This window comes from Pseudazoarcus sp. NS36 (genome assembly GCF_059703705.1).
In genome coordinates this window covers 141,157-165,164 of record NZ_BAAKJA010000001.1, presented here as the reverse complement: position 1 = coordinate 165,164, position 24,008 = coordinate 141,157, and the positions used below count along the sequence as shown (strand labels likewise).

The following is a 24,008-nucleotide window of genomic DNA, read 5'->3' as shown; positions in this document are numbered from 1 at the left end:
AACATCTGGCGGACGGTCTCAGGTGCCGGGTGCTTCGTGCTCCGGCTCCGGAGGTGTTGGCCATGCCCGCAATACTGCCGCGATCAGGGTGGCCAGCGGTATTGCGAAAAATACGCCCCACAGCCCCCAGATGCCACCGAAGATCAGCACCGCCGCAATGATCGCGACCGGGTGCAGATTGACCACCTCGGAAAACAGCAGTGGTACCAGTACGTTGCCATCCAGGAACTGGATGACGCCGTAGGCGGCCAGCACGTACCAGAAATGCGGTGCCAGACCGAACTCGAAATACGCCACTACCGCCACTGGAACCGTGGCCACGGCGGCGCCGACGTAAGGCACGATCACCGACAGCCCGACAATGAACGACAGCAGCATTGCGTAGGGCAGACCGAGCAGCGCAAATACGACATAGCTCACGCTCCACACGATCAGGATCTCGATGAACTTGCCGCGCACGTAGCTGCCGATGCCGGATTCGACATCGGCCCAGACGCTGTTGACCAGGCTGCGCTCGCGCGGCAGGAAGCCCAGGAACCAGGCGACGATGCGCTCCTTGTCCTTGAGCATGAAGAACACCAGCAGCGGCACCAGCACGAGGTACACGAGGAAGGTGATGAAATGCACCGCAGAGGTCAGCGACAGCACCACGATGCGCTGGCCGAAGGCGGTGACGTTGTTGCGGATTGACGCCAGCAGCTCGAACACCTGCTGGTCGGAGAAGATCAGTGGGTAGCGGTCGGGCAGATGCAGCGCGAGGTCCTGCAGTCGCGCCGCAATGGCCGGCAGCTCACGCGCGAGCTGGCCAACCTGGCCGGCCAGCAGCGGAATCAGCAGCAGCATGGTGGCCACGAAAAGGCTCAGGAACAGGCTGAAAACCAGTACCACGGCGATCGCGCGTCGCGCACCATGACGCACCATGAGGCGCACGGCGCCTTCAAGCAGGTAGGCGAGGATGACGCTGGCGATCAGCGGGGCCAGCAGGCGGCCGGCGAACAGCGCAATGCCCAGCCCGATGAGAAGGACCAGCGCAAGAATGACGACTTGCGGGTCCGAGAAATGGCGGTTGAACCAAGTCTGGAGATACTGCAACACAAGCGGGCCTCCGTTCGGCGGGCGTTGTGGCTGCCCTGTCGATCAGCCGCGCTGGCTCACCAGAGCTGCCACCACGGGCGGTTCTCTTCAGGACCACCGTGGAAATAGACGCTGTCGGGGAAGCTCATCTTGATGACGCGCGCCGTGTCGTCGCGCAGGTCTTTCAGGCCCATCGCGTCATAGCTTTGCATCATGATGAACAAGGCCTCTTCGATGGCCGGCGCGTCGGGGTAGTTCTTGATGGCCGCCTGGGAGCGGTTGACCGCTGCCACGTAGGCACCGCGGCGCTGGTAATAGCGGGCGACGTGTACCTCATGCCGGGCCAGCGCGTTGACGAGATAGCGCATGCGCTGGATGGCGTCGGGCGTGTAACGGCTGTCAGGGAAACGCGTGACCAGCTCGTTGAACGTGTCGAACGCTTCCTGGGCACCCTTGGGGTCGCGCTCGGACAGATCCTGGTTGGAGATGAAGCCGAGCAGGCCGAGGTTTTCGTTGAAGTTCACCAGGCCCTTCAGGTAGAAGGCGTAATCAACGTTGGGATGGTTCGGGTGCAGGCGGATGAAGCGGTCCGCTGCGGCCAGCGCCATCTCGCGTTCATTGGTCTTGTAATAGGCGTAGGCCACTTCGATCTGGGCCTGTTGCGCAAAGCGGCCGAAGGGGTAGCGGGCTTCGAGTTTCTCAAGCAGCTCGATGGCGCGGTCGTAACCGCCTTCGGTCATCGCGGCGCGGGCTTCAGCATGAATGCGCTGGGCGCTCCAGCCGACGGTCTCGTCAATCTGTTCGGGCAGCAGGCCGCAGCCGGCTGCCAGCGCTGCCGAGATAACGGCTAAACTGCGCAACACCTTCATAAGTCCCGCCATTTGTTGATCGCACCCGCGTGAAAAGGTCCGTCGATTATAGCTCAGAGGTTGCGGTGGATTCGTGCCGCGAACTGGAGATTCCTGCCTCCTGTGCAGGATTGCGGCTGGACCGCGCGCTGGCCCAACTCTATCCCGAGCATTCCCGTACCCGTCTGCAGGGCTGGTTGAAGGACGGCCATGTGCTGCTCGACGGCGCCCCACGCGACGCCAAGCACAAGGTGTGGGGCGGCGAATTGCTGTCCATTGACGAGCCCGAGCCGGAAGTCGTGCTGGCCGAGCGGCCGGAGGACATCGCGCTGGATGTGGTGTTCGAGGACGATCAGCTCATCGTGCTGAACAAGCCGGCCGGTCTGGTCGTGCATCCCGGCAGCGGTAACTGGAGCGGCACCTTGCTCAATGCCCTGCTGCATCACGCGCCGTCTCTGGACAGCGTGCCCCGTGCCGGTATCGTGCATCGGCTCGACAAGGAAACCAGCGGCTTGATGGTGGTAGCCAAAACCCTTACGGCACAGACCGATCTGGTGCGTCAGCTGCAGGCGCGCAGCGTCAGCCGGCACTACCTGGCGCTCGTGCATGGCGTGGTGGCGCGGGCCGGCAGTGTCGATACGCCGATCGGCCGTCATCCGCAGCAGCGCACCAAGATGGCGGTGGTAGAGGGTGGGCGCGAGGCGCGTACGCATTACACCATTCGTCAGAAATTCGGCTCGGCCACGCTGGTCGAGTGCCGGCTGGAAACCGGTCGTACCCACCAGATCCGTGTGCATATGACGAGCATCGGCCATCCACTGGTGGGGGACCCGGTCTATGGGCGCCGCAAATCGGGTCAAGCGGTGCTTGATGCGTTCGCGCGACAGGCCCTGCATGCCTTCCGCCTGGGCTTGCTGCACCCGGCAAGCCATCGGCCGATGCAATGGGAGGCACCGTTGCCGCAGGATTTCGAGGAGCTACTGGCGCAACTGTCCATGCAGGAGGCGCGCGCATGAGCGTGCCGCCTGAGTGGATCGTGCCGGACTGGCCCGCGCCGTCGCGCGTGCGCGCACTGGTCACCACACGCAGTGGCGGGGTCAGCGGCGAGCCCTACGCCGGACTCAACCTCGGTAGTCATGTCGGCGACAAGATCGCTGAGGTCGAGTGCAACCGCCGCCTGCTCGCCGCACATCTGCCGTCCGCGCCGCGATGGCTCGAACAGGTGCATGGCACCGAGGTGTTATGCGCCGATAAAATCGAGCCCGGTGCGATGGCGGATGCCGCTTTCACACGCCAGCCCGGCGTGGTGTGTGCGGTGCTGACGGCCGATTGTCTGCCGGTCCTGCTGTGTGATCGCGAAGGCCGCGTTGTTGCGGCCGCCCATGCGGGTTGGCGGGGCTTGCTGGGCGGTGTGCTCGAGCACACCGTGGCCGCCATGGGAGTGCCACCGGAGCAGCTGATGGCCTGGCTTGGTCCGGCCATCGGCCCGTCCGCCTTCGAGGTCGGCAGTGAAGTGCGGGATGCCTTCGTCGCGCATGAGGCCGCCGTCATAGAAGCGTTTGCACCGGGTCGCGAGGCCGGTAAATGGATGGCCGACATCTACGCGCTGGCACGTCAGCGGCTTGCGGCTGCGGGGGTCGCACAGGTCTTCGGCGGGGGGCTGTGCACGGTTTCGGATCGTGCGCGCTTCTACTCCTACCGGCGCGACGGCGTGACCGGACGTTTTGCGTCTTTGGTGTGGATTGCGCCAGGCGCGGGCCGGAGCTATTGATCGGTGTCCGCTTCGGCCTTATCGTCGGTGCGGAGAGCTTCCTCGGCTTCATGGCGGGCTTTGGCGCGGCGGCGAGCCGGCGTGCCGAAAATCCACAGAAACAGGGCGAGAGGACCGATGCCGCCGAACACGAAGGTCAGCACGCCGCCGACCGGATTCGGGTGGGCGATCGAGACCATCAGCACGACGTATATCCAGCCGATTGCGATGAGGTACATGGGGCAGCATTGTAGCCTCGAACCCCCGGTTCTGACGGGCTGGCAGAGAGCGACATGACTGACCGCGACAATCCCCAGCTGGCGGCCCTTTTCGCTGAAATGAGCCGTGTGACCCTGGCAATGATGCAGGGTCTGCATGAATCCCCCGAACGCGTTGCTGCATCCGTGACTGCGCTGCAGCAGGAGTACGCGACCCGCCACGCGGCGCTGTGGCAGAGCATGCTCGCGCGCCAGCCGGGCGAGCGCGGCGAGCCGATGGTGAGCGCCGTGCCCGGCGATCGCCGGTTTTCCGCGCCGCAGTGGGCCGAAAGCCCGTTTCATGACTATCTCCGGCAGGCCTATCTGCTCAATTCCGAGTACGCCATGCGCGCTGCCGAGGCGTTGCCGGTGGCGGATGCACGCAGCAAGGGGCGCATGCTCTACATGACGCGCCAGGTTGTCGATGCGCTGGCACCGTCGAACTTCGCCGCGACCAACCCCGAGTTCATCCAGGCCGCGCTCGATACAGGCGGTGAAAGCATCACGCGCGGCATCGCCAACCTGCTGGCGGATCTGGAAAAGGGGCGTATCTCGATGACCGATGAGAGCGCTTTCGAAGTCGGGCGCAATCTGGCCATGACGCCCGGTACGGTGGTTCACGAGAACGACCTGATGCAACTGATCCAGTACGCGCCGACCACCGCCCGGGTGGCCTCGCAACCCTTGCTGATCGTGCCGCCGTGCATCAACAAGTACTACATCCTCGATCTGTCGCCGGAAAACTCCTTCGTGCGCTTTGTCGTCGAGCAGGGTTTCACGGTGTTCATGATCTCGTGGAAAAGCGCGGGTCCGGCCCAGGCCCATCTGGGCTGGGACGACTACGTCGAGTCCGGCGTGCTTGAGGCGCTTGATGTGGTGCGTGACATCAGTCGTGTGGCCGACCCCAGCGTGCTCGGCTTCTGTATCGGCGGCACCGTGCTGGCGAGCGCGTTGGCAGTCGCTGCGCAGCAGGGCCGGGGGGCGGTGGCTTCGGTCACGCTGATGACGACGCTGCTCGATTTTGCCGAGGCGGGGGAGCTGGGCTGTCTGGTCGATGAGGCCTCGCTCGCGCAGCGCGAGCAAGCCATCGGTGCGGGCGGTGTGATGCGGGGGGCGGAGCTGGCGGGGGTGTTTGCTTCGCTGCGCGCCAACGACCTGATCTGGTCGTATGTGGTCGGCAACTACCTCAAGGGCGGAACGCCACCGGCCTTTGACCTGCTGTACTGGAACGCCGACAGCACCAACCTGCCGGGGCCGTTCGCGACGTGGTATCTGCGCAACATGTATCTGGACAACGCGCTGCGCGAGCCGGGCCGTCTGCGTATCCTCAATACACCTGTGGATCTGGGGCGGATCGATGCGCCAGCCTACCTGCTGGCCACGGCCGAGGATCACATCGTGCCGTGGCGCGGGGCTTACGCCTCGCGCGGCGTGCTCGGCGGTGAGACGACCTTCGTGCTGGGGGCCAGCGGACATATTGCCGGTGCCATCAATCCCGCAGCCCGCAACCGGCGCAGTTATCGGGTTGGCAGCCATGACGGCGACGATGCACAGGCCTGGCTGGACTCCAGTGTGGAGCAGCCCGGCAGTTGGTGGCTACACTGGATTGAGTGGTTGCGTGGTTTCAGCGGGCCGAACGTTGCCGCCCGCAAGAAGCCCGGTAATGCCCGATTCCGGCCCGTCGAGGCGGCGCCGGGGCGTTTTGTGAAAGAGCGGGCCTGAACAGGCCTGCGCAAGTGCCGGTCGTGTCTCACGTCCGGTGCACAAGGAGGAAGGTATGACACGAGTGGCTCTTGTAACCGGCGGGATGGGCGGTCTGGGCGAGGCGATCTGCATCAAGCTCTCGGCGCTCGGCTATCGCGTCGTGACGACGTATTCGCCGGCCAACACCAAGGCCGAGGAATGGCTCAAAAGCATGCAGAACATGGGCTACGGCTTTCGTGGATTCGAATGCGACGTGTCTGACTACGATTCGTGTCTGGCCTGCGTGAATGAAGTTGCCAAGGCGGTCGGGCCGGTCGACGTGCTGATCAACAACGCCGGGATCACGCGGGACATGACCTTCCGCAAGATGGGCAAGTCGGACTGGGATGCGGTGATCCGCACCAACCTCGACAGTGTCTTCAACATGACCAAGCATGTCATCGAGGGCATGGTCGAGCGCCGCTGGGGACGCATCATCAACGTCTCGTCGGTGAACGGTCAGAAGGGCGCTTTCGGGCAGACCAACTACTCGGCGGCCAAGGCAGGCGTGCATGGCTTCACCAAGGCGCTGGCGCTGGAAGTGGCGCGCTCGAGCGTGACCGTGAATACCATTTCTCCGGGCTACATCGGTACCAAGATGGTGACCTCCATCCCGCAGGAAATTCTCGATTCGAAGATCCTCCCGCAGATTCCTCTCGGACGCCTCGGCAAGCCGGAGGAGATCGCCGGTCTGGTGGCGTATCTGGCTTCCGAAGAGGCTGCGTTCGTAACCGGAGCGAACATTTCCATCAACGGTGGCCAGCACATGTTCTGATCTGCCGTGACGGGCCGCAGCGCTTGGGCTTGCCGGCCTGTCAGGTTTTTTGCAACGCAGCGCAAAAATATTCTTTGGTTATAATCCTCTGCATATTGTTGATGGTGCGACGCCGCATTTTTGGGTATCGTGCATCAGCAAACCGAATTTTCACTACGCAGGGGGTTCGTCATGGCAACGAGAATTGCGCTGGTCACCGGCGCCATGGGTGGTCTCGGTACCGCAGTCTGTCAGGCGCTGGCGCGTGACGGCTTTACAGTCGTTGCCAACTGCTTGCCGGGTTACGAGCAAAAGGATGCCTGGGTGGCCGAGCAGGCTGCGCTGGGCTTCAAGTTTGTCCCCGCTGAGGGCGACGTTTCGGACTACGACTCTTGCGCTGCGATGGTCGCGAAGATCGAGGCCGAGGTGGGTCCCATCGACGTGCTGGTGAACAACGCCGGTATCACCCGCGACAAGTTTTTCCCGAAGATGGAAAAGCCGATGTGGGATGCGGTGATCAACACCAACCTGAACAGCCTGTTCAACGTCACTCATCACATCTCGGCCAAGATGGCCGAGCGCGGCTGGGGCCGCATCATCAACATCTCGTCGGTAAACGGCGTCAAGGGGCAGGCCGGGCAGACCAACTATTCGACCGCCAAGGCTGGCGTGCTGGGCTTCACCAAGGCGCTCGCCTCTGAGCTGGCAACCAAGGGCGTTACCGTGAATGCCATTGCGCCGGGCTATATCGCCACCGACATGGTCATGGCCATCCGCGACGACATCCGTCAGGCCATCACCGATTCCGTGCCGATGAAGCGTCTCGGCAAACCGGAAGAGATCGGCGCCTTGTGTTCCTATCTGGCTTCCGATCTGGCCGGTTACATGACCGGTGCCACGCTCAATATCAACGGTGGTTTGCACATGTCCTGAAGGCCTGCGCTGGCGGCAGTGATTCACACCAAACCCCGCGGTAACGCGGGGTTTTTTGTCGGGCGCGCTATAATCGCCGGCAACCGTCAGAAATTCCGCCAACGCCGAGGAGAGCACCGAGCATGGCCGACAAGATGCGACTCATCAAGAAGTACCCCAACCGCCGCCTGTATGACACTCGCACGAGTTCGTACATCACGCTGGCGGATGTAAAGCAGCTGGTGCTTGAGCGTGAGGAGTTCCAGGTCGTGGATGCCAAGTCCGCCGAAGACCTGACGCGTGCCATCCTGCTGCAGATCATCCTGGAGGAAGAGGCGGGTGGAAGCCCGATGTTCACCAGCGACCTGCTGTCGCAGATGATCCGCTTCTATGGCAATGCCACGCAGGGCGTGATGGGCAAGTACCTCGAGAACAACATCAAGGCCTTTACCGACATGCAGGCCAAGCTGCAGGATCAGGCGCGCTCGATGTACGGTGACAACAGCGCCATCAGCCAGGACATGTGGGCGCAGTTCATGAATTTCCAGGGGCCGGCGCTCAACAGCGTGATGGGCGCCTACCTCGATCAGAGCAAGAAGATGTTCGAGCAGATGCAACAGCAGATCGAAAGCCAGACCCGCAACATGTTCACCGGCTTTCCGTTCCCCAATTACACCCCGCCTGCGTCCGGTGACGACGACAAGTCCGGCGAGAAGAAGTGATTCCGGCTGCGCTCTGCGGCTGACTTGAGTAGTGATCAAATGACCCGAACCATTCAACGGGACGTGCCGCGTGTCGGTTTCGTCTCCCTCGGCTGTCCCAAGGCAACCGTCGATTCAGAGAACATCCTCACGCGCCTGCGCGCCGAGGGCTATGAGCTTTCGGCAAGCTACGAAGACGCCGATGTCGTCGTGGTGAATACCTGCGGCTTCATCGATGCCGCGGTGGAGGAATCGCTCGACGCCATTGGCGAGGCGCTTGCCGAGAACGGCAAGGTCATCGTCACCGGCTGTCTCGGTGCCAAGGAGGGCGTGGTGCAGACGGCGCACCCGCAGGTGCTTGCAGTCACCGGACCGCACGCCACGGAAGAGGTGATGCAGGCTATCCACACGCATCTGCCCAAGCCGCACGATCCCTTCATCGATCTGGTGCCGCCGCAGGGCGTGCGTCTGACGCCGAACCATTACGCCTATCTGAAGATTTCCGAAGGCTGTAACCATCGTTGCAGCTTCTGCATCATCCCCTCGATGCGCGGTGATCTGGTCAGCCGTCCGATCCACGATGTCATGAAGGAAGCTGAGGCGCTGGTCGATGCCGGCGTGAAGGAAATCCTCGTGGTGTCGCAGGACACCAGCGCCTATGGCGTGGACGTGCGCTACCGCACCGGTTTCTGGAACGGCCGCCCGCTCAAGACGCGGCTGCTGGAACTGGCCAACGCATTGGGCGATCTGGGCGTGTGGATCCGCATGCACTACGTGTATCCGTATCCCAGCGTGGACGACCTGATTCCGCTGATGGCCGAGGGCAAGATCCTGCCGTATCTGGATATCCCGTTTCAGCATGCCAGCCCGCGCATTCTCAAGGCCATGCGCCGCCCGGCCAGTTCCGAGAACGTGCTCAACCGCATCCGCAAGTGGCGCGAGATCTGCCCCGACCTGACCATCCGTTCGACCTTCATCACCGGCTTCCCCGGTGAGACCGAAGCGGATTTCCAGGAGCTGCTGCAGTTCCTTGCCGAAGCCGAGCTGGATCGCGTCGGCGCCTTCTCGTACTCGCCGGTCGAAGGCGCTACGGCCAATGAGCTGGCTGACCCCGTGCCGGAAGAGCTGCGCGATGAGCGCCGCATGCGTCTGATGGCCTTCCAGGAAGACATCTCCACGCAACGTCTGGAGCGCTGGATTGACCGTGAGATCGATGTGCTGGTGGATGACATCGACGAGGAGGGGGCCATCGCGCGCTCCTGTGCGGACGCACCGGAGATCGACGGCACCGTGATCATTCCCGACGGTGATCACCTCGAAATCGGCGAATTTGCCCGCGTGCGCATTACCGACTGTGACGTGCACGACCTCTACGCCAAACCTGTCTGACGGAGTCCCCTCCCGCCCATGTACGAGTCCTCGCTGACCGCCCGCCAGGATGGACGCCCGATCATCGGGCTGGCGCTCGGCAGCGGCGCGGCGCGGGGGTGGGCACACATCGGTGTGCTTGCCGAGCTGGAGAAAGAAGGCATCCGCCCGGACGTGGTGTGTGGCTGCTCGATCGGCGCGCTGGTGGGCGCCGCTTATGTGTCGGGCAAGGTCGGCGAGCTCGGTGAATGGGTTTCCTCGCTCAACTGGGCCGATGTTGTCGGAATGCTTGACCTGAGTTTTCGCGGTGGCCTGATTCGCGGAGAAAAGGTTTTGCAGCACTGCGCCCAGCACTTCTTCGTGGACGATTTCGCAGCGGTCGACCGCCCCTTCGCCTGCGTGGCCACAGAGCTAGCCTCGGGGCGTGAAGTGTGGCTGCGTGATGGCAAGCTGGCCGATGCGGTGCGGGCATCCATCGCATTGCCGGGGCTGTTTTCGCCTGTTGAGCGTAATCGCCGCGTGCTGGTTGATGGCGGCCTGGTAAACCCGGTGCCGGTGTCGCTGTGTCGGGCGCTGGGGGCTGATATCGTCATCGCGGTCGAACTGGGCTCAGGTCTGGTCGGGCGGGCTCACGGCAAGGCGCTGGCCAAGGCCATCGCGCCCGCGGAGGAAAGCCTCGCTGGTAAGTTGCTGGGCAGACTGCGTCGGGGCACCGCCGGCGTGGACGATGTTCTTGAGGGCATGCCTTCCCTCGCGGATGTCGTCGCTTCGAGCATCAACATCATGCAGATGCGTATCGCCCGCAGTCGCCTGGCCGGTGAGCCGGCGGATGTGCTGATTTCTCCCCGCGTGGCCCAGCTCGACATGATGGAGTTCCACCGCGCGGGGGAGGCCATCGCCGAAGGCAGTGAGGCCGTCGCGCGCATGCGCGAACCGCTGATGCACGCACTTGGACGGGATTGAACGGTGAGTCACGAGAACCTGATCCTGCGATTGGTCGACATTGTCGGCGTCGAGCATCTGCTCACGGAGGCCTCGGCCAAGCAGCCCTGGCTCAACGACTGGCGCGGACGTTACACCGGAGAAGCGCTGGCCGTCGCGTTTCCGCAAGCGACCAGTGAGGTCGCTGAAGTCGTGCGGGCCTGCGTCGAGGCGGGTGTCGCAATCGTGCCGCAGGGCGGCAACACGGGTCTGTGCGGTGGGGCCACGCCGCTGCGTGACGGTCAGTCCGTCGTTGTGAATCTGTCGCGCATGAGGCAGGTGAGGGCGGTGGACCCTGCCAACAATGCCTTGCTCGTCGAGGCGGGCTGCACGCTCGCGACGGTGCAACAGCTTGCCGAGCAGCACGACCGCCTGTTTCCGCTGTCTCTTGCCTCTGAAGGGACCTGCGAGATCGGAGGGAACCTGTCGACCAACGCCGGTGGAGTGCAGGTGCTGCGCTACGGCAACATGCGCGAACTGGTGTTGGGCGTCGAGGTGGTGCTGCCCGACGGGCGCGTCTGGGACGGCTTGCGTGCGCTACGCAAGGACAATACCGGTTATGACCTGAAGCAGCTGTTCATCGGCGCCGAGGGTACCTTGGGGATTGTCACGGCGGTTGCGCTGAAGCTGTTCCCGCGGCCGCGTGCGCGCGCTACGGCGTGGGTTGATGTGTCTGATCCCGCAGCCGCTGTGGCCTTGCTGCGGGCGGTGCAGTCGCGTTGCGGCGACCGGGTGACTGCTTTCGAGATCGTCGGTCGTGAGGCGCTGCAGCTTGTCCTCAAGCACATCCCTGACGTGCGTTCGCCGTTTGGCGAAGTCGGCGAATGGGCCGTGCTGATGGAGTTGTCGGACATGATCTCGTCCGAGGGCTTGAACGAGCTGCTCGAAAGCGCTTTGGGTGAGGCCTGCGAGGCCGGCCTGGTGAGTGATGCCGTGATCGCGCAAAGCAGTGCGCAGGCGCAGGCATTGTGGGCGCTGCGTGAAAACATTTCCGAGGCGCAGCGCATCGAGGGCATCAGCATCAAGCACGACATCGCCGTGCCGGTGAGTCGCGTTGCCGAGTTCCTTGAGCATGCAGGGCGGTCACTGATCGAGCGTTGGCCGGACACCCGCATCGTTGCCTTCGGACACATCGGAGATGGCAATCTGCACTACAACCTGTCCAAGGCGGACGCGCTGGAGAATCCTGATTTCATTGCTCGTACGCCCGAAATCAACCGTGTCGTGCACGATCTGGTCGATGCCCTGGGTGGGTCGATTTCGGCCGAACATGGGCTGGGGCAGCTCAAGCGCGACGAGATCACGCTGTATCGCAGTGAAGTCGAGCTGGAAATGATGCGCGCCATCAAGCGCACTTTCGACCCGCGAGGGCTGATGAATCCGGGCAAAGTGGTGTGAGCGCAATTCCTCAGAAACAGGCTTTACACCCTGCAGGTCGGCCCCTATAATGCGCGCTCTTTCGCCGTCGGGGGTATAGCTCAGCTGGGAGAGCGCTTGCATGGCATGCAAGAGGTCAGCGGTTCGATCCCGCTTACCTCCACCATCGAAAGACTAGGTCCCCATCGTCTAGAGGCCTAGGACACTACCCTTTCACGGTAGGTACCGGGGTTCGAATCCCCGTGGGGACGCCAGACAAGGCGACACGCAATGCGCGGGTCGCACAAGCCGGCAAAGCGCTTGCCGGCAAGCAGTTCAAAAGCGCGGAGTGGTAGTTCAGTTGGTTAGAATACCGGCCTGTCACGCCGGGGGTCGCGGGTTCGAGTCCCGTCCACTCCGCCAACGTTTTGCCTGCGTCGCGTGATTGCCTTTAGCGCGTGATGCTTGCGGGAGGTAGCCTCTCTCGCTATAATCGCCGGCTTCGGTTCGGGGGTATAGCTCAGCTGGGAGAGCGCTTGCATGGCATGCAAGAGGTCAGCGGTTCGATCCCGCTTACCTCCACCAACCGAAATGCAGTCCCCATCGTCTAGAGGCCTAGGACACTACCCTTTCACGGTAGGTACCGGGGTTCGAATCCCCGTGGGGACGCCAATACGGCGATACGCTTCGGCGGGTCGCACAAGCCGGCAGCGTGATCGCCGGTGAGCTGTTCAGAAGCGCGGAGTGGTAGTTCAGTTGGTTAGAATACCGGCCTGTCACGCCGGGGGTCGCGGGTTCGAGTCCCGTCCACTCCGCCAACCGTTTCAAGGAGCCGATCGGCTCCTTTTTGCGTTTACCGCCCGCTCGCCAGGTTTGGTATTACGTCGCCCGACCGCTAGAATGCCCGCCTCTCCCCGTGGTTCAATGGATAGAACGAGCGCCTCCTAAGCGCTAGATCTGGGTTCGATTCCCGGCGGGGAGACCATCTCGGTGCTTGCGCACCCCATTTCTGAAGAACTCCCCATTCATGCCGCTGCTGACTCTCGAAAACGCCTGCCTCGCCTTCGGTCACGTCGATCTGCTCGACCGCGCAACTTTCCAACTCGACATGGGCGAGCGCGTGGCGCTGATCGGCCGCAACGGCACAGGCAAGTCGAGTCTGCTGCGCGCGGTGGCCGGGCAGGCGACGCTCGACGACGGCTTGCTGTGGCGTGAGCCCGGCTTGCGGGTTGCGTATGTGCCGCAAGAACCGGAGTTCAGCCTTGATCAGGATGTCTTTGCCGCCGTAGCAGAGGGCCTGGGCGAGATCGCCCGCACGCTGGTGGCCTATCACGATCTGATGCAGAACCTGGGCAATGCGCCCGACGATGCGGCCATGGAGCGTCTCGAGGTTCTGCAGCATGAGATTGAAGCGGCGAACGGCTGGCGGCTCAATCAGCGTGTGGAAGAGGTGCTGTTGCGTGTCGGGCTCGACGGCTCGGCGCGCGCCGATGCCCTTTCCGGTGGTGGCATCAAGCGCGTGGCGTTTGCGCGTGCGCTGGTGTCCGAGCCTGAGCTGTTGTTGCTCGACGAGCCGACCAACCATCTGGACCTGGACGGCATTCTCTGGCTTGAGTCTCTGATCCGCGATTTCCGCGGGGCAGTGGTTGTGATCACGCACGATCGCGTCTTTCTGGACAGCGTCGCGACGCGCATTGTCGAGCTCGATCGCGGGCGACTGACGAGCTATCCCGGACGCTTCTCCGAGTATCTGTTGCGCAAGGAGGAGGAGCTGGAGTCTGAGGCCAAGGCCAATGCGCGTTTCGACAAGATGCTGGCGCAGGAAGAGGTCTGGATTCGCAAGGGCGTCGAGGCGCGGCGTACCCGCAACGAGGGGCGTGTGCGCCGGCTTGAAGCCTTGCGCGGTGAGCGTTCGGCGCGACGGGATCGGTTGGGCAACGTCAAGCTGGCAGTCGATCAGGGGGAGCGCAGCGGTCAAATGGTGGCCGAGTTGCATGACGTGACCAAGGCTTTTGGCGACAAGGTCGTGGTGCGCGACTTCTCGACGCGTATCCTGCGCGGCGACCGTATTGGCCTGATCGGTCCGAACGGCGCCGGCAAGACGACTTTGCTGAAGCTCATTCTGGGTGGCCTGGAGCCCGATGCCGGTCAGGTGCGTCGTGGTACGCGTCAGACCGTGGCGTACTTTGATCAGATGCGCGAGCAGCTCGACCCTGATCTGCCGCTGACCGAAGTCATCAGCCCGGGTTCTGATTTCATCGAGATCGGCAACGAGAAGAAGCACGTCATCGGCTATCTCGGTGACTTCCTGTTCGCGCCGCAGCGTGCGCGGTCGCCGGTCAAGTCGCTATCCGGTGGCGAGCGCAATCGCCTGCTGCTGGCACGGCTGTTTGCGCGGCCGGCCAACGTGCTCGTGCTGGACGAACCGACCAACGACCTCGACATCGAAACCCTTGATCTGCTCGAAGAGCTGTTGGCGAACTACGACGGAACCCTTTTTCTGGTCAGTCACGATCGCGCCTTTCTCGACAACGTGGTGACGCAGGTCATTGCCAGTGAAGGTGACGGTCGCTGGGGTGAATACGCCGGCGGCTACGCCGACTGGATGCGGGTGAAATCGATGGCGCGAGCCGATGCCACACCTGCAAAGTCAGGGCGCGGCGAACCCGCTGGCGAGGTCAGCAAACCGCAGGAGCCCAAGCGTGCAGCCAAGCTGTCGTTCAACGACAAGCGTGAGCTGGAGGCCTTGCCGCAGCGCATCGCCGCCATGGAATCCGAGCAGGCCGGACTGCATGCCCGGCTCGCAGATCCCGCGTTGTACCAGGGCGCACCGGAAGAAGTGACGGGGCTCAAGGAGCGGCTGGATACGCTTGAAGTCGAGCTCGAGCAGGCGATGACCCGCTGGGTGGATATCGAGTCCAAGGCGGGCGGCTGAGCGCTTTCAGTCTTCTGTGGCTGCGTCCCAGCGTTCGATGACGTCGGGCGGTACTTCCAGTCTTTCGAGCAAGCGGTTGCGCCCGACCGGCAGCAGGTGCAGCAGGTCGTTGAATACATCGTGAAGAGCCGGGCTGTCCCAGCCCTCCTGCGCGAAATGTCGGGCGAAGTCGATGGCCAGCGCGACATTGCGCACGCGCGGGTTGCTGCCGTTGGCCTCGTCCATCAGGGTGACCAGCAAGCCGGGCAGATGCCATGCATGCGCCAGGCCGATCTGGATGTCGCGTTCGGTGCATCCCAGCACCGCATGTTCGGCAACGATGGTGCGCGTGCCCGGATGATGTTTGCGGTGGTCACGAATCTGCTCGGCCAGCGTTGGCGCAAACACCCATAGCAATACTTCGCAGGCCGGCCGGAGCAGGGCGGCCAGAGCAACCTCGTCTACATCGATGTCATGACGCAGGATTGCCCAGTCACGAGCCAGATGCGCGGCGCGACGCACCCAGCCGAACACGTGCAGAGCCTCGATCAGCGCTTCGGGTCGGCCGGCGAGGCGCTCTTCGACGGTCGTCAGTTCGCCGAAGGCCTCGAAGAACGGTCCGATGCCCATCATCATGATGGCGCGGTCCAGCGTCGTGATGTCGTGGTTGCGCGAGCGACCGCGGTGATGCTCCAGCCACATGATGAGGCGGATCGCGAAGAGCGGGTCGCCAAGCACGATTCCGGCGAGGTGGCGTGCGTTCACGGCGTCCTGGTTCTCGCGCATGGCGTCGAGCTGGCGGGCGGTCTGTCGCAGGACGGGGAGTTCCTGTACTGCGAGGAAGTCCACGTAGGCGTGGGCGGAGCTCAAAGGTTTTTCGAGTATGCTCATTCGGGCATGCTGCGTCGCTGGTGTGCGGTCGATTATGGACAGTCCGGTGGCAAAACTGAAGGGGCAGGATGGCTCGGGGCTTGTGGCTATAATCGTTTCCAGTCGTCGCTTTGAGCCGGAACAAGGAGAACGTGCGGATGAGCGCAACATTCAGGGCCTATCTGATTTCCCAGGACGAGGAGAGAAAGGTCTCGGGGAAGCTGACTTCACTCGGGCAGGATGCGCTCGATCCGGGCGAGGTGACCATTCGCGTGCGCTATTCCGGTATCAACTACAAGGATGCGCTGGCGGCCACCGGAACGGGCAAGATCATCCGGCGCTTCCCCTGTGTGGGCGGCATCGACATGGCTGGCGTAGTGGAGCACAGCAGCGATGCGCGCTTCAAGGTCGGTGACGAAGTCATCGCCACGAGTTTCGACATCGGCGTGTCTCACCATGGCGGTTTTGCCGAACTGGCCCGCGTGCCGGCCGACTGGGTGGTGAAGCTGCCGGCCGGGCTTGATCTGTTCGAGTCGATGGCGCTGGGTACCGCAGGCTTTACTGCTGCATTGAGTGTGGTGCGCATGGAGTCCTGTGGTCTCTCGCCCGCCAATGGCCCGGTGCTGGTCACCGGGGCGACCGGCGGCGTCGGCGGACTGGCCATCGACATGCTGGCAGGTCGCGGTTATGAGGTGGTTGCGCTGACCGGCAAGGCGTCCGAAGCGGACTACCTGGCTGGGCTTGGTGCGAGCTCAATCCGTCTGCGTGAAGAAATCGACTTCGACAAGACGCGCCCGCTGGAGGCCGGTGAATGGGCCGGGGCCGTCGACAACGTTGGCGGTCAGATCCTGCATTGGGTGCTCGCTACGATGAAGCTGGGTGGTACGGTCGCCAGTATCGGCAACGCCGCGGACTTTCACCTCAACACCACCGTGTTCCCTTTCATTCTGAGGGGCGTGAGCCTGCTCGGGATTGATTCGGCCAACGCCGGCTTCCCGCTGCGTCAGCAGGTGTGGGATCGTCTGGCCGCAGATCTGAAGCCACGCCATCTGCAGCGCGTGACGCGTGAGATCAGCCTCGACGAGTTGCCCGAGGCATTCGACGATTTCATCGCCGGCAAGGTCAAGGGTCGCACCGTCGTGCGCGTCGGTGCCTGACGGGGGGCGAATGAGCGAAGCACAGGAAAACCTGCCCCGATTGTTGATCGTTGATGACTCGCGCATGGTGCGCGCGAGCATCATCAAGCAGATCCGCGGGCGTTTTGATTGCCGCGAGGAATCCGACGGCGAATCGGCCTGGGAAACCTTGCTGATCGACTCTGCAGTCGAGGTCGTGATCACCGATATCGGCATGCCGCGGCTGGACGGCTTCGGGTTGATCGAGCGTCTGCGCTCGTCTCGCATCCCACGGCTGCAGAAGCTTCCGGTCATCGTCATCTCCGGCGATGAGGATGATCAGCCGCGCGAGCGGGCGCGTCAGCTGGGCGCCAATGACTTCATCACCAAAGGCATCGGCACGGCCGAACTGGTGGCGCGCCTCGATTCGCTGAGCAAACTCGGACAGACCAGCCGCGAACTTGAGGCAAGCCGCGAGGCGCTGGCCAACCAGAGCCCGGTTGATCCGACTTCGGGGCTGGCGACGCGCTCTTACATGAACTGGCGTGGCAGCCAGGATCTCGCGCTGGCACGCCGCAACCATGGCGGTATTAGCGTGATGGTTGTCGAGATTGACGCCTTCTCCGAGCTGGAAACATCGCGCGGCGCCGACATGGCGAATCTGATTGCGCGTCGCCTGCGCGGCATTCTGGCCAACAAGGTGCGTCACGAGGATACCGTCAGCGAACTTGCGCCGGGGCGCTTTGCGGTGCTTGCACCCTTGTCCGACATGGTGGCCAGTTGCGCCTTCGCGTTGCGCCTGCAGACGGCCATCGACAAGCTCGTGATGACCTATCGCGACGAGAAGATCCGCATCGGCGTGTCGGTCGGGGTGGCCAGCTCCTATGTGGACGGCCTGATGACCCTCGAAGAGATCATCGACGTGGCCATCGATCGCGTCAGTCAGGCGCAGACGGCCGGCGGACGCCGTGTTGTCGGCAACGAAGGCGAGGTCACCCGCGAAGTCATTGAACGTCTGTTGCGGGACGTCGTGAGTATCGACCAGGTACTCGGTCGCTTGCGACTGGGCGACGACGACGGATTGGCCGAACGGGTACCTGAAATCATTGCAGCCCTGATGCCGCTGCTGGCGCGCATCGAGGCACTTCAGAAGCTTGGTATTCCGATCGAGCAGCTTGAGGCGCTGATGCTCGGACAGGACGGCAGGCGCAACAGCAGAGAGTGAATCGGGAGAGCGTCCAGTCCCCGTTCAGAGGGAAGGGCGCACGCGTCGAGCGGTATGCGGGAGGGGGAAGACATGTCGGCATACAGATCATTCCATCAACGATCCGTAGCGGATCGGGACGCATTCTGGCGGGAGCAGTCGGCGCTGATCGACTGGGAAACGCCGCCCGAATCCATCTGTGAGTATTCTCGCCCACCGTTCGTGAAGTGGTTTGTGGGCGGCCGGACCAATCTGTGTCACAACGCAGTTGATCGCCACGCCATCGGGCGGCCGCGGGATGCGGCGCTGATCTTTGTCTCGACCGAAACCGGTATTGAGCGCACCTGGAGTTACCAGGAACTGCTGCGCGAGGTCGAACGCATGGCGGCGATCTATCTCGACCTGGGTGTGAAGCAGGGCGATCGCGTACTGCTCTACATGCCGATGATTCCCGAAGCCTGTTTTGCGATGCTGGCTTGCGCGCGGATCGGCGCCATCCACTCGGTGGTGTTCGGCGGCTTCGCCGCGGCTTCCCTTGCAACCCGTATCGACGACGCAAAGCCCGTGCTGCTCGTCAGCGCCGATGCCGGCATGCGCAACGGCAAGGCGGTGCCGTACAAGCACCTGCTCGACGAGGCTTGCCGGCTTGCCGAGCATCCACCGCAGCATGTCCTTATCGTTGACCGCGGCATCGACAAGGGTTTTCCGCGCGTCGCCGGGCGTGATGTGGATTACGCAGAGATGCGACGCAAGCACGTCGACGCCATCGTGCCGGTCACTTGGCTGGAGTCGAATGAACCGAGTTACATCCTGTACACCTCGGGGACCACCGGAAAACCCAAGGGCGTACAGCGTGACACGGGCGGGTATTGCGTGGCACTGGCTGCGTCGATGAAGCACATATTCACCGGCGGCGTCGGTGAGACCATGTTCGTGACCTCCGACATCGGCTGGGTGGTGGGCCACAGCTACATCATCTACGCGCCGCTGATTGCCGGCATGGCCACCATCATGTACGAGGGGACACCGCTGCGACCTGATCCCGGTGTCTGGTGGCGACTAGTCGAGAAGTATTGCGTCAATGTCATGTTCTCGGCGCCAACGGCCGTGCGGGTGCTCAAGAAGCAGGACCCGTCCTGGCTCAAGAAGTCCGACCTGTCTTCACTCAAGCACCTGTTCCTGGCGGGTGAGCCGCTGGACGAGACGACTCACCGCTGGATCGCCGAGGAACTAGCCGTGCCGGTCATCGACAACTACTGGCAGACCGAAACCGGCTGGCCGATCCTGTCCGCGCAACCGGGCGTAGAGAAAACGCCGATCAAGTACGGCTCGCCGAGTTTCCCGGTGTATGGCTACGACCTGAGATTGTTCCGCGAGGATGGCACGGAGTGTGGCGCGGATGAAAAAGGCGTGGTCGGCATCGTGCCGCCGCTGCCGCCGGGTTGCCTGTCGACCGTGTGGGGCCAGGACGAGCGTTTCGTGTCCACCTACTTCAGCCTGTTCCGGGAGCCGTTGGTCTACTCGTCGTCGGACTGGGGTATTCGCGACCAGAACGGCTACTACACCATTCTTGGGCGCATGGATGATGTCATCAATGTGGCCGGCCATCGCCTGGGTACGCGCGAGATCGAGGAGGCGGTGCAGATGCATCCGGGGGTGGCCGAAGTCGCCGTCGTCGGTGTGGCCGACGAGATCAAGGGCCAGATGCCGATGGCCTTCGCCGTGCTGAAGGACTCCACCGCCATTGCGGACCCATCCGCCGCCGAGCGTCTCGAGAAGGAGGTCATGCGTAAAGTGGACGAACACCTGGGCGCCATCGCCCGACCCGCCAGGGTGTTCTTCGTTACGGGCCTGCCCAAGACACGCTCGGGCAAGATGTTGCGTCGCGCCATCCAGGCCTTGGCCGAAGGGCGTGATCCGGGTGATCTGACGACCATCGAGGATCCGTCGACGCTGCAGCAGATACGGGATCTCCTGTCCCGCCGCTGAGTCCGTTCGCCGGGGTTTTGTATCTCAGCGTATCGACAGGCCCCGGTGATACACGGCAATTCATTTCGACCCTCCGCCGACAAACCGGGCTTACATCGGCTTGTTCAAATGCTTCCTGTCGTAGGTCGGTATCCCGCCGTCCTCGGTTCTGGAGAAGCAGAAATGAACATGCATATGAAAAGCCCCTGGTTGATCGCCGCACTGGTCGCGGCAGGCGTGGCAGTTGCCGGAACCGCCATGGCGCGCGGCGACTGCGCGTCCCCTGCAGGCGGCGATCGTGCCGACAAGGTCAGCATGATGAAGGAGCGCCACGCGGCGCACATGTCCGAGCGGTTCGATGCGCTCGCCGAGCAACTCAATTTGCGAGAGGAACAGCAGCCCGCGTGGCAGGCTTTCAGCAAAGGCATGAGTGAAGGTCCGGGTTTCGGGCCGCGTGTGCAGCGCGAGAGTGCTGCGTCCGCGCCGGAGCGCATGCAGGGTATGGAGCAGGCTGCCGAGGCCCGTCTGGAGCATGTGCGGCGCATGCGTGCTCTGACCGAAGCCTTGTACGCGACCCTGGATGAGGAGCAACGCAAAGTGTTCGACGATCAGCGCAAACTGGCCCGCGAGGACATGCACGAGCGCGGCCACCGCAAGCACGCTGATCACAGCTGAGTCATGGCAATGAAAAAGCGGCCCGCGGGCCGCTTTTTTTGAGTACGGGCAGTGCTCAGCTCGTACTGTGTTCCGCTTCAACTTCGTCGAACACCAGCTTCACTTTACCCTCTGCGTCGAGGTCGATGGTGACGTCGCCGCCGTTGGCCAGCCGCCCGAACAGCAGCTCGTCGGCCAGGGCCGAACGGATGGTGTCCTGGATCAGCCGCGCCATCGGGCGGGCACCCATCAGCGGGTCGAAGCCTTCGGAAGCCAGCCAGGCTTTGAGTTCGTCCGAGAAGTGGGCTTCGACCTTCTTCTCGTGCAGCTGTGCTTCGAGCTGCATCAGGAACTTGTCGACCACCTTCAGGATGATCTCGTTGGTCAGCGCCCCGAAGGAGATGGTCGCATCCAGGCGGTTGCGGAATTCGGGCGAGAACATGCGCTTGATCTCGGCCATCTCATCGCCCGTTTCACGCCTGGCCGAGAAGCCCATGACGGTCTTCTGCATGGCTTCGGCGCCGGCATTGGTGGTCATGATGATGATCACGTTGCGGAAGTCCGCCTGACGGCCGTTGTTGTCCGTCAGTGCGCCGTGATCCATTACCTGCAGCAGGATGTTGTAGATGTCCGGGTGGGCTTTCTCGATCTCGTCGAGCAGCAGCACGCAATGCGGCTTCTTGGTGACGGCCTCGGTCAGCAGCCCGCCGTTGTCGAAACCGACGTAGCCCGGGGGCGCACCGATCAGGCGCGACACGGCGTGACGCTCCATGTACTCGGACATGTCGAAACGCACCAGCTCGATGCCCAGCGTATAGGCCAGCTGGCGTGCGACCTCGGTCTTGCCGACCCCGGTCGGGCCACTGAACAGGAAGCTGCCGATCGGTTTCTGAGGATTGCCCAGGCCTGAGCGCGACATCTTGATGGCTTGCGCCAGCGCATTGATCGCGGGGTCCTGGCCGAACACCACGTTCTTCAGGTCGCGTTCGAGGGTGCGCAGAGACTGGCGGTCATCGTTCGACACCGAGCGCGGCGGGATGCGTGCGATCTTGGCGACGATCTCCTCGATTTCGCCGCGACCGATCAGCTTGCGCTGGCGCGATTTTGGCAGGATGCGTTGCGCTGCGCCGGCTTCGTCGATGACGTCGATCGCCTTGTCGGGCAGGTGGCGGTCGTTGATGTAGCGTGCCGACAGCTCTGCCGCTGAAGACAGGGCAGCCGCCGAGTACTTGACGTTGTGGTGCTCTTCGAAACGGCTCTTGAGGCCCTTGAGAATCTCGACCGTCTCGGCAACGCTTGGCTCGACCACGTCGATCTTCTGGAAACGGCGCGACAGCGCATGGTCTTTTTCGAAGATCTGGCGGAACTCGGTGTAGGTTGTTGCGCCGATGCACTTGAGCTGACCCGACGACAGAGCCGGTTTGAGCAGGTTGGAGGCGTCGAGCGTGCCGCCAGAGGCAGCGCCGGCACCGATCAGTGTGTGGATCTCGTCAATGAACAGGATGGCGTTGTCGGCCTCGCGCAGCTGCTTGAGCACGGCCTTCAGGCGTTGCTCGAAGTCACCACGGTACTTGGTGCCGGCCAACAACGACCCCATGTCCAGCGCGTAGACCTGGGCACCCTTGAGGATGTCCGGTACGCGGTCTTCGACAATGCGCCGCGCCAGCCCTTCGGCAATCGCGGTCTTGCCGACGCCGGCTTCGCCGACCAGCAGCGGGTTGTTCTTGCGGCGGCGGCACAGCGTCTGGATGACGCGTTCGACTTCCTTCTCGCGCCCGATCAGCGGGTCGATCTTGCCGATCAGAGCCTGCTGGTTGAGGTTCTGCGTGAAGTTCTCGAGCGCACCGCCGGATTGGGCCGGTTCCTGCTCCTGCTCCTGATCCGTCTCGCTGCGCGACTGAGGCGCGGCGCCTTGCTGCGGCGTCTTGGCGATGCCGTGCGAGATGAAATTGACGACATCCAGGCGCGAGATCTTCTGGCGCTGGAGGAAATAAACGGCGTGGGAGTCCTTCTCGCCAAAGATCGCGACGAGCACGTTGGCGCCGGTGACCTCCTTCTTGCCGGAGGACTGCACGTGCAGGATGGCGCGCTGGATCACGCGCTGGAAGCCCAGCGTGGGCTGGGTGTCGACTTCCTCGACGTTGTCGACCTTAGGCGTGTGCTCGTTGATGAAGTTCGTCAGCTCGCGACGCAACTCTTCAATGTTCGCGGCGCAGGCCTTGAGCACTTCAGCAGCCGAGGGATTGTCGAGCAGCGCCAGCAGCAGGTGCTCGACGGTAATGAATTCATGCCGCTTCTGCCGGGCTTCGACAAACGCCATGTGAAGACTGACTTCTAGCTCTTGCGCGATCATTTCAATTCTCCTCCATGACGCACGCCAACGGGTGCTGATGCTGCCGGGCAAAAGACACGACCTGCTCGACTTTGGTTGCCGCGACGTCTTTCGGGAAGACGCCACACACGCCCGAACCTTCGGTGTGTACTTGGAGCATGACCCGCATTGCCCGTTCGCGGTCCATGCCAAAAAATTGTTGCAGGACGATCACGACGAATTCCATCGGGGTGAAGTCGTCGTTCAGCAGCAGTACCTTGTACAGCGGGGGAGGCTTGGTGCTTGTCCGTTCCGCTTCTACTACGAACTCGCTCTGTTTATCGGTGGCCATGCGGCTCATTCTAATCCAGTCCGCGGAGAGTGCAACATGTGTTGCAGGGGTTAAAAATCACGGATTCTGGTGCAATTGCAACAGCTTTATTGCTGCTTTGCAGCATGCGGTTGGAGCGGTTTAAGTTCATGAAATGAAAGGCCGCTGGCCGTCCAGAGGCAATAACAGGTGTGGCATCGTGGCGACGCGCAAATGCCATATGGGCCAAACCGGCAATAAATTGTTGACGCTCAGATTGCAAGTGCGTAAAAGCAGAATTCGTGTTAGGGGCAAAGTGCAACCAAAGCCGCGTCAGTCTTGATTCTCCGGGCTGTATGTCGGTAGCGGTAAATTCACTCGGCATTCTGGCACCCGTGGGCACGGCTCGCGCACCTTTGTTCATTTGAAGGATCTAGGCAATATGGCAACTGGTACCGTTAAGTGGTTCAACGACTCCAAGGGTTTCGGTTTCATCACCCCGGACGACGGCAGCGAAGATCTCTTCGCTCACTTTTCCGCCATCAACATGGCGGGCTTCAAGTCATTGAAGGAAGGCGAGAAAGTGTCTTTCGAAGTGACGCAGGGCCCGAAGGGCAAGCAGGCCTCCAACATTCAGCGAGCCTGACCCGCGCTTCAAGCCAGGTGCCCGAAGGGGTGCCGAGAAATGAAAAAGCCGCTGAATCAGCGGCTTTTTTTTGTCCGGAGCTCGGGGAATTACTTGAGCTTCGTTTCCTTGTACATCACGTGCTTGCGTACGACCGGGTCGTACTTCATGAACTCGAGCTTCTCCGGCTTCGTGCGCTTGTTCTTGGAGCAGGTGTAGAAGTGACCCGTACCGGCGGTCGACTCAAGTTTGATTTTTTCGCGGGCGCCTTTGGCCATTCTGTTCTCCGTTCA

At 62.7% G+C, this 24,008-nt stretch carries 23 protein-coding genes and 7 tRNA genes; 22 read left to right on the top strand and 8 right to left on the bottom strand.

The window, feature by feature from the left end; genetic code table 11:
* Positions 1–18: 18 nt before the first annotated feature.
* Both AC6H0R_RS00765 and AC6H0R_RS00760 read right to left on the bottom strand, forming a co-directional pair.
* Positions 19–1,095: an AI-2E family transporter gene (locus tag AC6H0R_RS00765; protein ID WP_497579424.1), complete on the bottom strand. Its 1,077-nt coding sequence runs from the start codon at positions 1,093–1,095 to the stop codon at positions 19–21.
* A gap of 56 nt (positions 1,096–1,151) precedes the next feature.
* Positions 1,152–1,955 carry an outer membrane protein assembly factor BamD gene (locus AC6H0R_RS00760; RefSeq protein ID WP_497579423.1) on the bottom strand — a complete coding sequence of 268 codons (804 nt, stop codon included), beginning with the start codon at positions 1,953–1,955 and terminating at the stop codon, positions 1,152–1,154.
* Between the two features lie 53 nt (positions 1,956–2,008).
* On the opposite strand from AC6H0R_RS00760, the gene rluD reads away from it, so the two are divergent.
* Together rluD and pgeF are read left to right on the top strand one after the other, a co-directional pair.
* Positions 2,009–2,938, top strand: coding sequence for a 23S rRNA pseudouridine(1911/1915/1917) synthase RluD (rluD, locus tag AC6H0R_RS00755; RefSeq protein WP_497579422.1), 930 nt, complete (start codon positions 2,009–2,011; stop codon positions 2,936–2,938).
* On the top strand, positions 2,935–3,693 hold the full coding sequence (pgeF, locus tag AC6H0R_RS00750; RefSeq protein WP_497579421.1) for a peptidoglycan editing factor PgeF: 759 nt from the start codon (positions 2,935–2,937) through the stop codon (positions 3,691–3,693). Before rluD ends, pgeF begins: the two co-directional genes overlap by 4 nt.
* On the opposite strand, the gene AC6H0R_RS00745 is transcribed toward pgeF, so the two are convergent.
* Complete coding sequence (locus AC6H0R_RS00745) at positions 3,687–3,911, bottom strand: hypothetical protein (protein ID WP_497579420.1); 225 nt, start codon at positions 3,909–3,911, stop codon at positions 3,687–3,689. The genes pgeF and AC6H0R_RS00745 overlap by 7 nt on opposite strands.
* A gap of 54 nt (positions 3,912–3,965) precedes the next feature.
* Here AC6H0R_RS00745 and AC6H0R_RS00740 point away from each other — a divergent pair, with 54 nt between their 5' ends.
* The 15 genes from AC6H0R_RS00740 to AC6H0R_RS00670 all read left to right on the top strand — a co-directional run bounded on the left by AC6H0R_RS00740 (position 3,966) and on the right by AC6H0R_RS00670 (position 14,679).
* The gene (locus AC6H0R_RS00740; RefSeq protein ID WP_497579419.1) at positions 3,966–5,651 is read left to right on the top strand and encodes a PHA/PHB synthase family protein; all 1,686 of its coding nucleotides are present in this window, start codon (positions 3,966–3,968) and stop codon (positions 5,649–5,651) included.
* Between the two features lie 55 nt (positions 5,652–5,706).
* Positions 5,707–6,447, top strand: coding sequence for an acetoacetyl-CoA reductase (gene phbB / locus AC6H0R_RS00735; RefSeq protein ID WP_497579418.1), 741 nt, complete (start codon positions 5,707–5,709; stop codon positions 6,445–6,447).
* Between the two features lie 171 nt (positions 6,448–6,618).
* Entirely contained in the window at positions 6,619–7,359 is a 741-nt protein-coding gene (locus AC6H0R_RS00730) for a beta-ketoacyl-ACP reductase (RefSeq protein ID WP_497579417.1), read from the top strand.
* 122 nt (positions 7,360–7,481) lie between these two features.
* Entirely contained in the window at positions 7,482–8,060 is a 579-nt protein-coding gene (gene phaR, locus AC6H0R_RS00725; RefSeq protein WP_497579416.1) for a polyhydroxyalkanoate synthesis repressor PhaR, read from the top strand.
* Positions 8,061–8,099: 39 nt separating this feature from the next.
* Complete coding sequence (gene rimO / locus AC6H0R_RS00720) at positions 8,100–9,428, top strand: 30S ribosomal protein S12 methylthiotransferase RimO (protein WP_497579415.1); 1,329 nt, start codon at positions 8,100–8,102, stop codon at positions 9,426–9,428.
* Between the two features lie 18 nt (positions 9,429–9,446).
* The gene (gene rssA, locus AC6H0R_RS00715; RefSeq protein ID WP_497579414.1) at positions 9,447–10,370 is read left to right on the top strand and encodes a patatin-like phospholipase RssA; all 924 of its coding nucleotides are present in this window, start codon (positions 9,447–9,449) and stop codon (positions 10,368–10,370) included.
* 3 nt (positions 10,371–10,373) lie between these two features.
* Positions 10,374–11,786 (top strand): FAD-binding oxidoreductase, encoded by a 1,413-nt coding sequence (locus AC6H0R_RS00710; RefSeq protein WP_497579413.1) that lies wholly within the window; start codon positions 10,374–10,376, stop codon positions 11,784–11,786.
* A gap of 69 nt (positions 11,787–11,855) precedes the next feature.
* Positions 11,856–11,931, top strand: a tRNA-Ala gene (locus AC6H0R_RS00705).
* A gap of 12 nt (positions 11,932–11,943) precedes the next feature.
* Positions 11,944–12,019, top strand: a tRNA-Glu gene (locus tag AC6H0R_RS00700).
* Between the two features lie 71 nt (positions 12,020–12,090).
* Positions 12,091–12,167, top strand: a tRNA-Asp gene (locus AC6H0R_RS00695).
* Positions 12,168–12,253: 86 nt separating this feature from the next.
* A tRNA-Ala gene (locus AC6H0R_RS00690) sits at positions 12,254–12,329 on the top strand.
* A gap of 11 nt (positions 12,330–12,340) precedes the next feature.
* Positions 12,341–12,416: transfer RNA gene (locus tag AC6H0R_RS00685), tRNA-Glu, on the top strand.
* Between the two features lie 69 nt (positions 12,417–12,485).
* Positions 12,486–12,562, top strand: a tRNA-Asp gene (locus tag AC6H0R_RS00680).
* 92 nt (positions 12,563–12,654) lie between these two features.
* A tRNA-Arg gene (locus AC6H0R_RS00675) sits at positions 12,655–12,729 on the top strand.
* 42 nt (positions 12,730–12,771) lie between these two features.
* The gene (locus tag AC6H0R_RS00670; protein ID WP_497579412.1) at positions 12,772–14,679 is read left to right on the top strand and encodes an ATP-binding cassette domain-containing protein; all 1,908 of its coding nucleotides are present in this window, start codon (positions 12,772–12,774) and stop codon (positions 14,677–14,679) included.
* A 6-nt stretch (positions 14,680–14,685) separates the two neighbouring features.
* Here the strand turns inward: AC6H0R_RS00670 and AC6H0R_RS00665 are convergent, their stop codons facing one another.
* On the bottom strand, positions 14,686–15,549 hold the full coding sequence (locus tag AC6H0R_RS00665; RefSeq protein ID WP_497579411.1) for an HDOD domain-containing protein: 864 nt from the start codon (positions 15,547–15,549) through the stop codon (positions 14,686–14,688).
* Positions 15,550–15,686: 137 nt separating this feature from the next.
* On the opposite strand from AC6H0R_RS00665, the gene AC6H0R_RS00660 reads away from it, so the two are divergent.
* From AC6H0R_RS00660 to AC6H0R_RS00645, 4 genes are all read left to right on the top strand, one after another.
* Positions 15,687–16,685, top strand: a complete 999-nt coding sequence (locus AC6H0R_RS00660; RefSeq protein ID WP_497579410.1) for an oxidoreductase — start codon at positions 15,687–15,689, stop codon at positions 16,683–16,685.
* A 10-nt stretch (positions 16,686–16,695) separates the two neighbouring features.
* Complete coding sequence (locus AC6H0R_RS00655; protein ID WP_497579409.1) at positions 16,696–17,868, top strand: GGDEF domain-containing response regulator; 1,173 nt, start codon at positions 16,696–16,698, stop codon at positions 17,866–17,868.
* A gap of 72 nt (positions 17,869–17,940) precedes the next feature.
* Complete coding sequence (locus tag AC6H0R_RS00650) at positions 17,941–19,836, top strand: propionate--CoA ligase (protein WP_497579408.1); 1,896 nt, start codon at positions 17,941–17,943, stop codon at positions 19,834–19,836.
* A gap of 162 nt (positions 19,837–19,998) precedes the next feature.
* Positions 19,999–20,490 (top strand): Spy/CpxP family protein refolding chaperone, encoded by a 492-nt coding sequence (locus AC6H0R_RS00645; RefSeq protein WP_497579407.1) that lies wholly within the window; start codon positions 19,999–20,001, stop codon positions 20,488–20,490.
* Positions 20,491–20,545: 55 nt separating this feature from the next.
* On the opposite strand, the gene clpA is transcribed toward AC6H0R_RS00645, so the two are convergent.
* Genes clpA through AC6H0R_RS00630 form a run of 3 tightly spaced genes read right to left on the bottom strand, consistent with a single transcriptional unit; the run spans position 20,546 to position 23,514 of the window.
* Entirely contained in the window at positions 20,546–22,822 is a 2,277-nt protein-coding gene (gene clpA / locus AC6H0R_RS00640; RefSeq protein WP_497579406.1) for an ATP-dependent Clp protease ATP-binding subunit ClpA, read from the bottom strand.
* Position 22,823: 1 nt separating this feature from the next.
* Positions 22,824–23,132, bottom strand: coding sequence for an ATP-dependent Clp protease adapter ClpS (gene clpS / locus AC6H0R_RS00635; RefSeq protein WP_497579865.1), 309 nt, complete (start codon positions 23,130–23,132; stop codon positions 22,824–22,826).
* A 10-nt stretch (positions 23,133–23,142) separates the two neighbouring features.
* Positions 23,143–23,514 (bottom strand): hypothetical protein, encoded by a 372-nt coding sequence (locus AC6H0R_RS00630; RefSeq protein ID WP_497579405.1) that lies wholly within the window; start codon positions 23,512–23,514, stop codon positions 23,143–23,145.
* Positions 23,515–23,532: 18 nt separating this feature from the next.
* Here AC6H0R_RS00630 and AC6H0R_RS00625 point away from each other — a divergent pair, with 18 nt between their 5' ends.
* Positions 23,533–23,736 carry a cold-shock protein gene (locus AC6H0R_RS00625; RefSeq protein WP_497574120.1) on the top strand — a complete coding sequence of 68 codons (204 nt, stop codon included), beginning with the start codon at positions 23,533–23,535 and terminating at the stop codon, positions 23,734–23,736.
* An 89-nt stretch (positions 23,737–23,825) separates the two neighbouring features.
* On the opposite strand, the gene rpmG is transcribed toward AC6H0R_RS00625, so the two are convergent.
* Complete coding sequence (gene rpmG, locus AC6H0R_RS00620) at positions 23,826–23,993, bottom strand: 50S ribosomal protein L33 (protein ID WP_497574119.1); 168 nt, start codon at positions 23,991–23,993, stop codon at positions 23,826–23,828.
* Positions 23,994–24,008 lie beyond the last annotated feature (15 nt).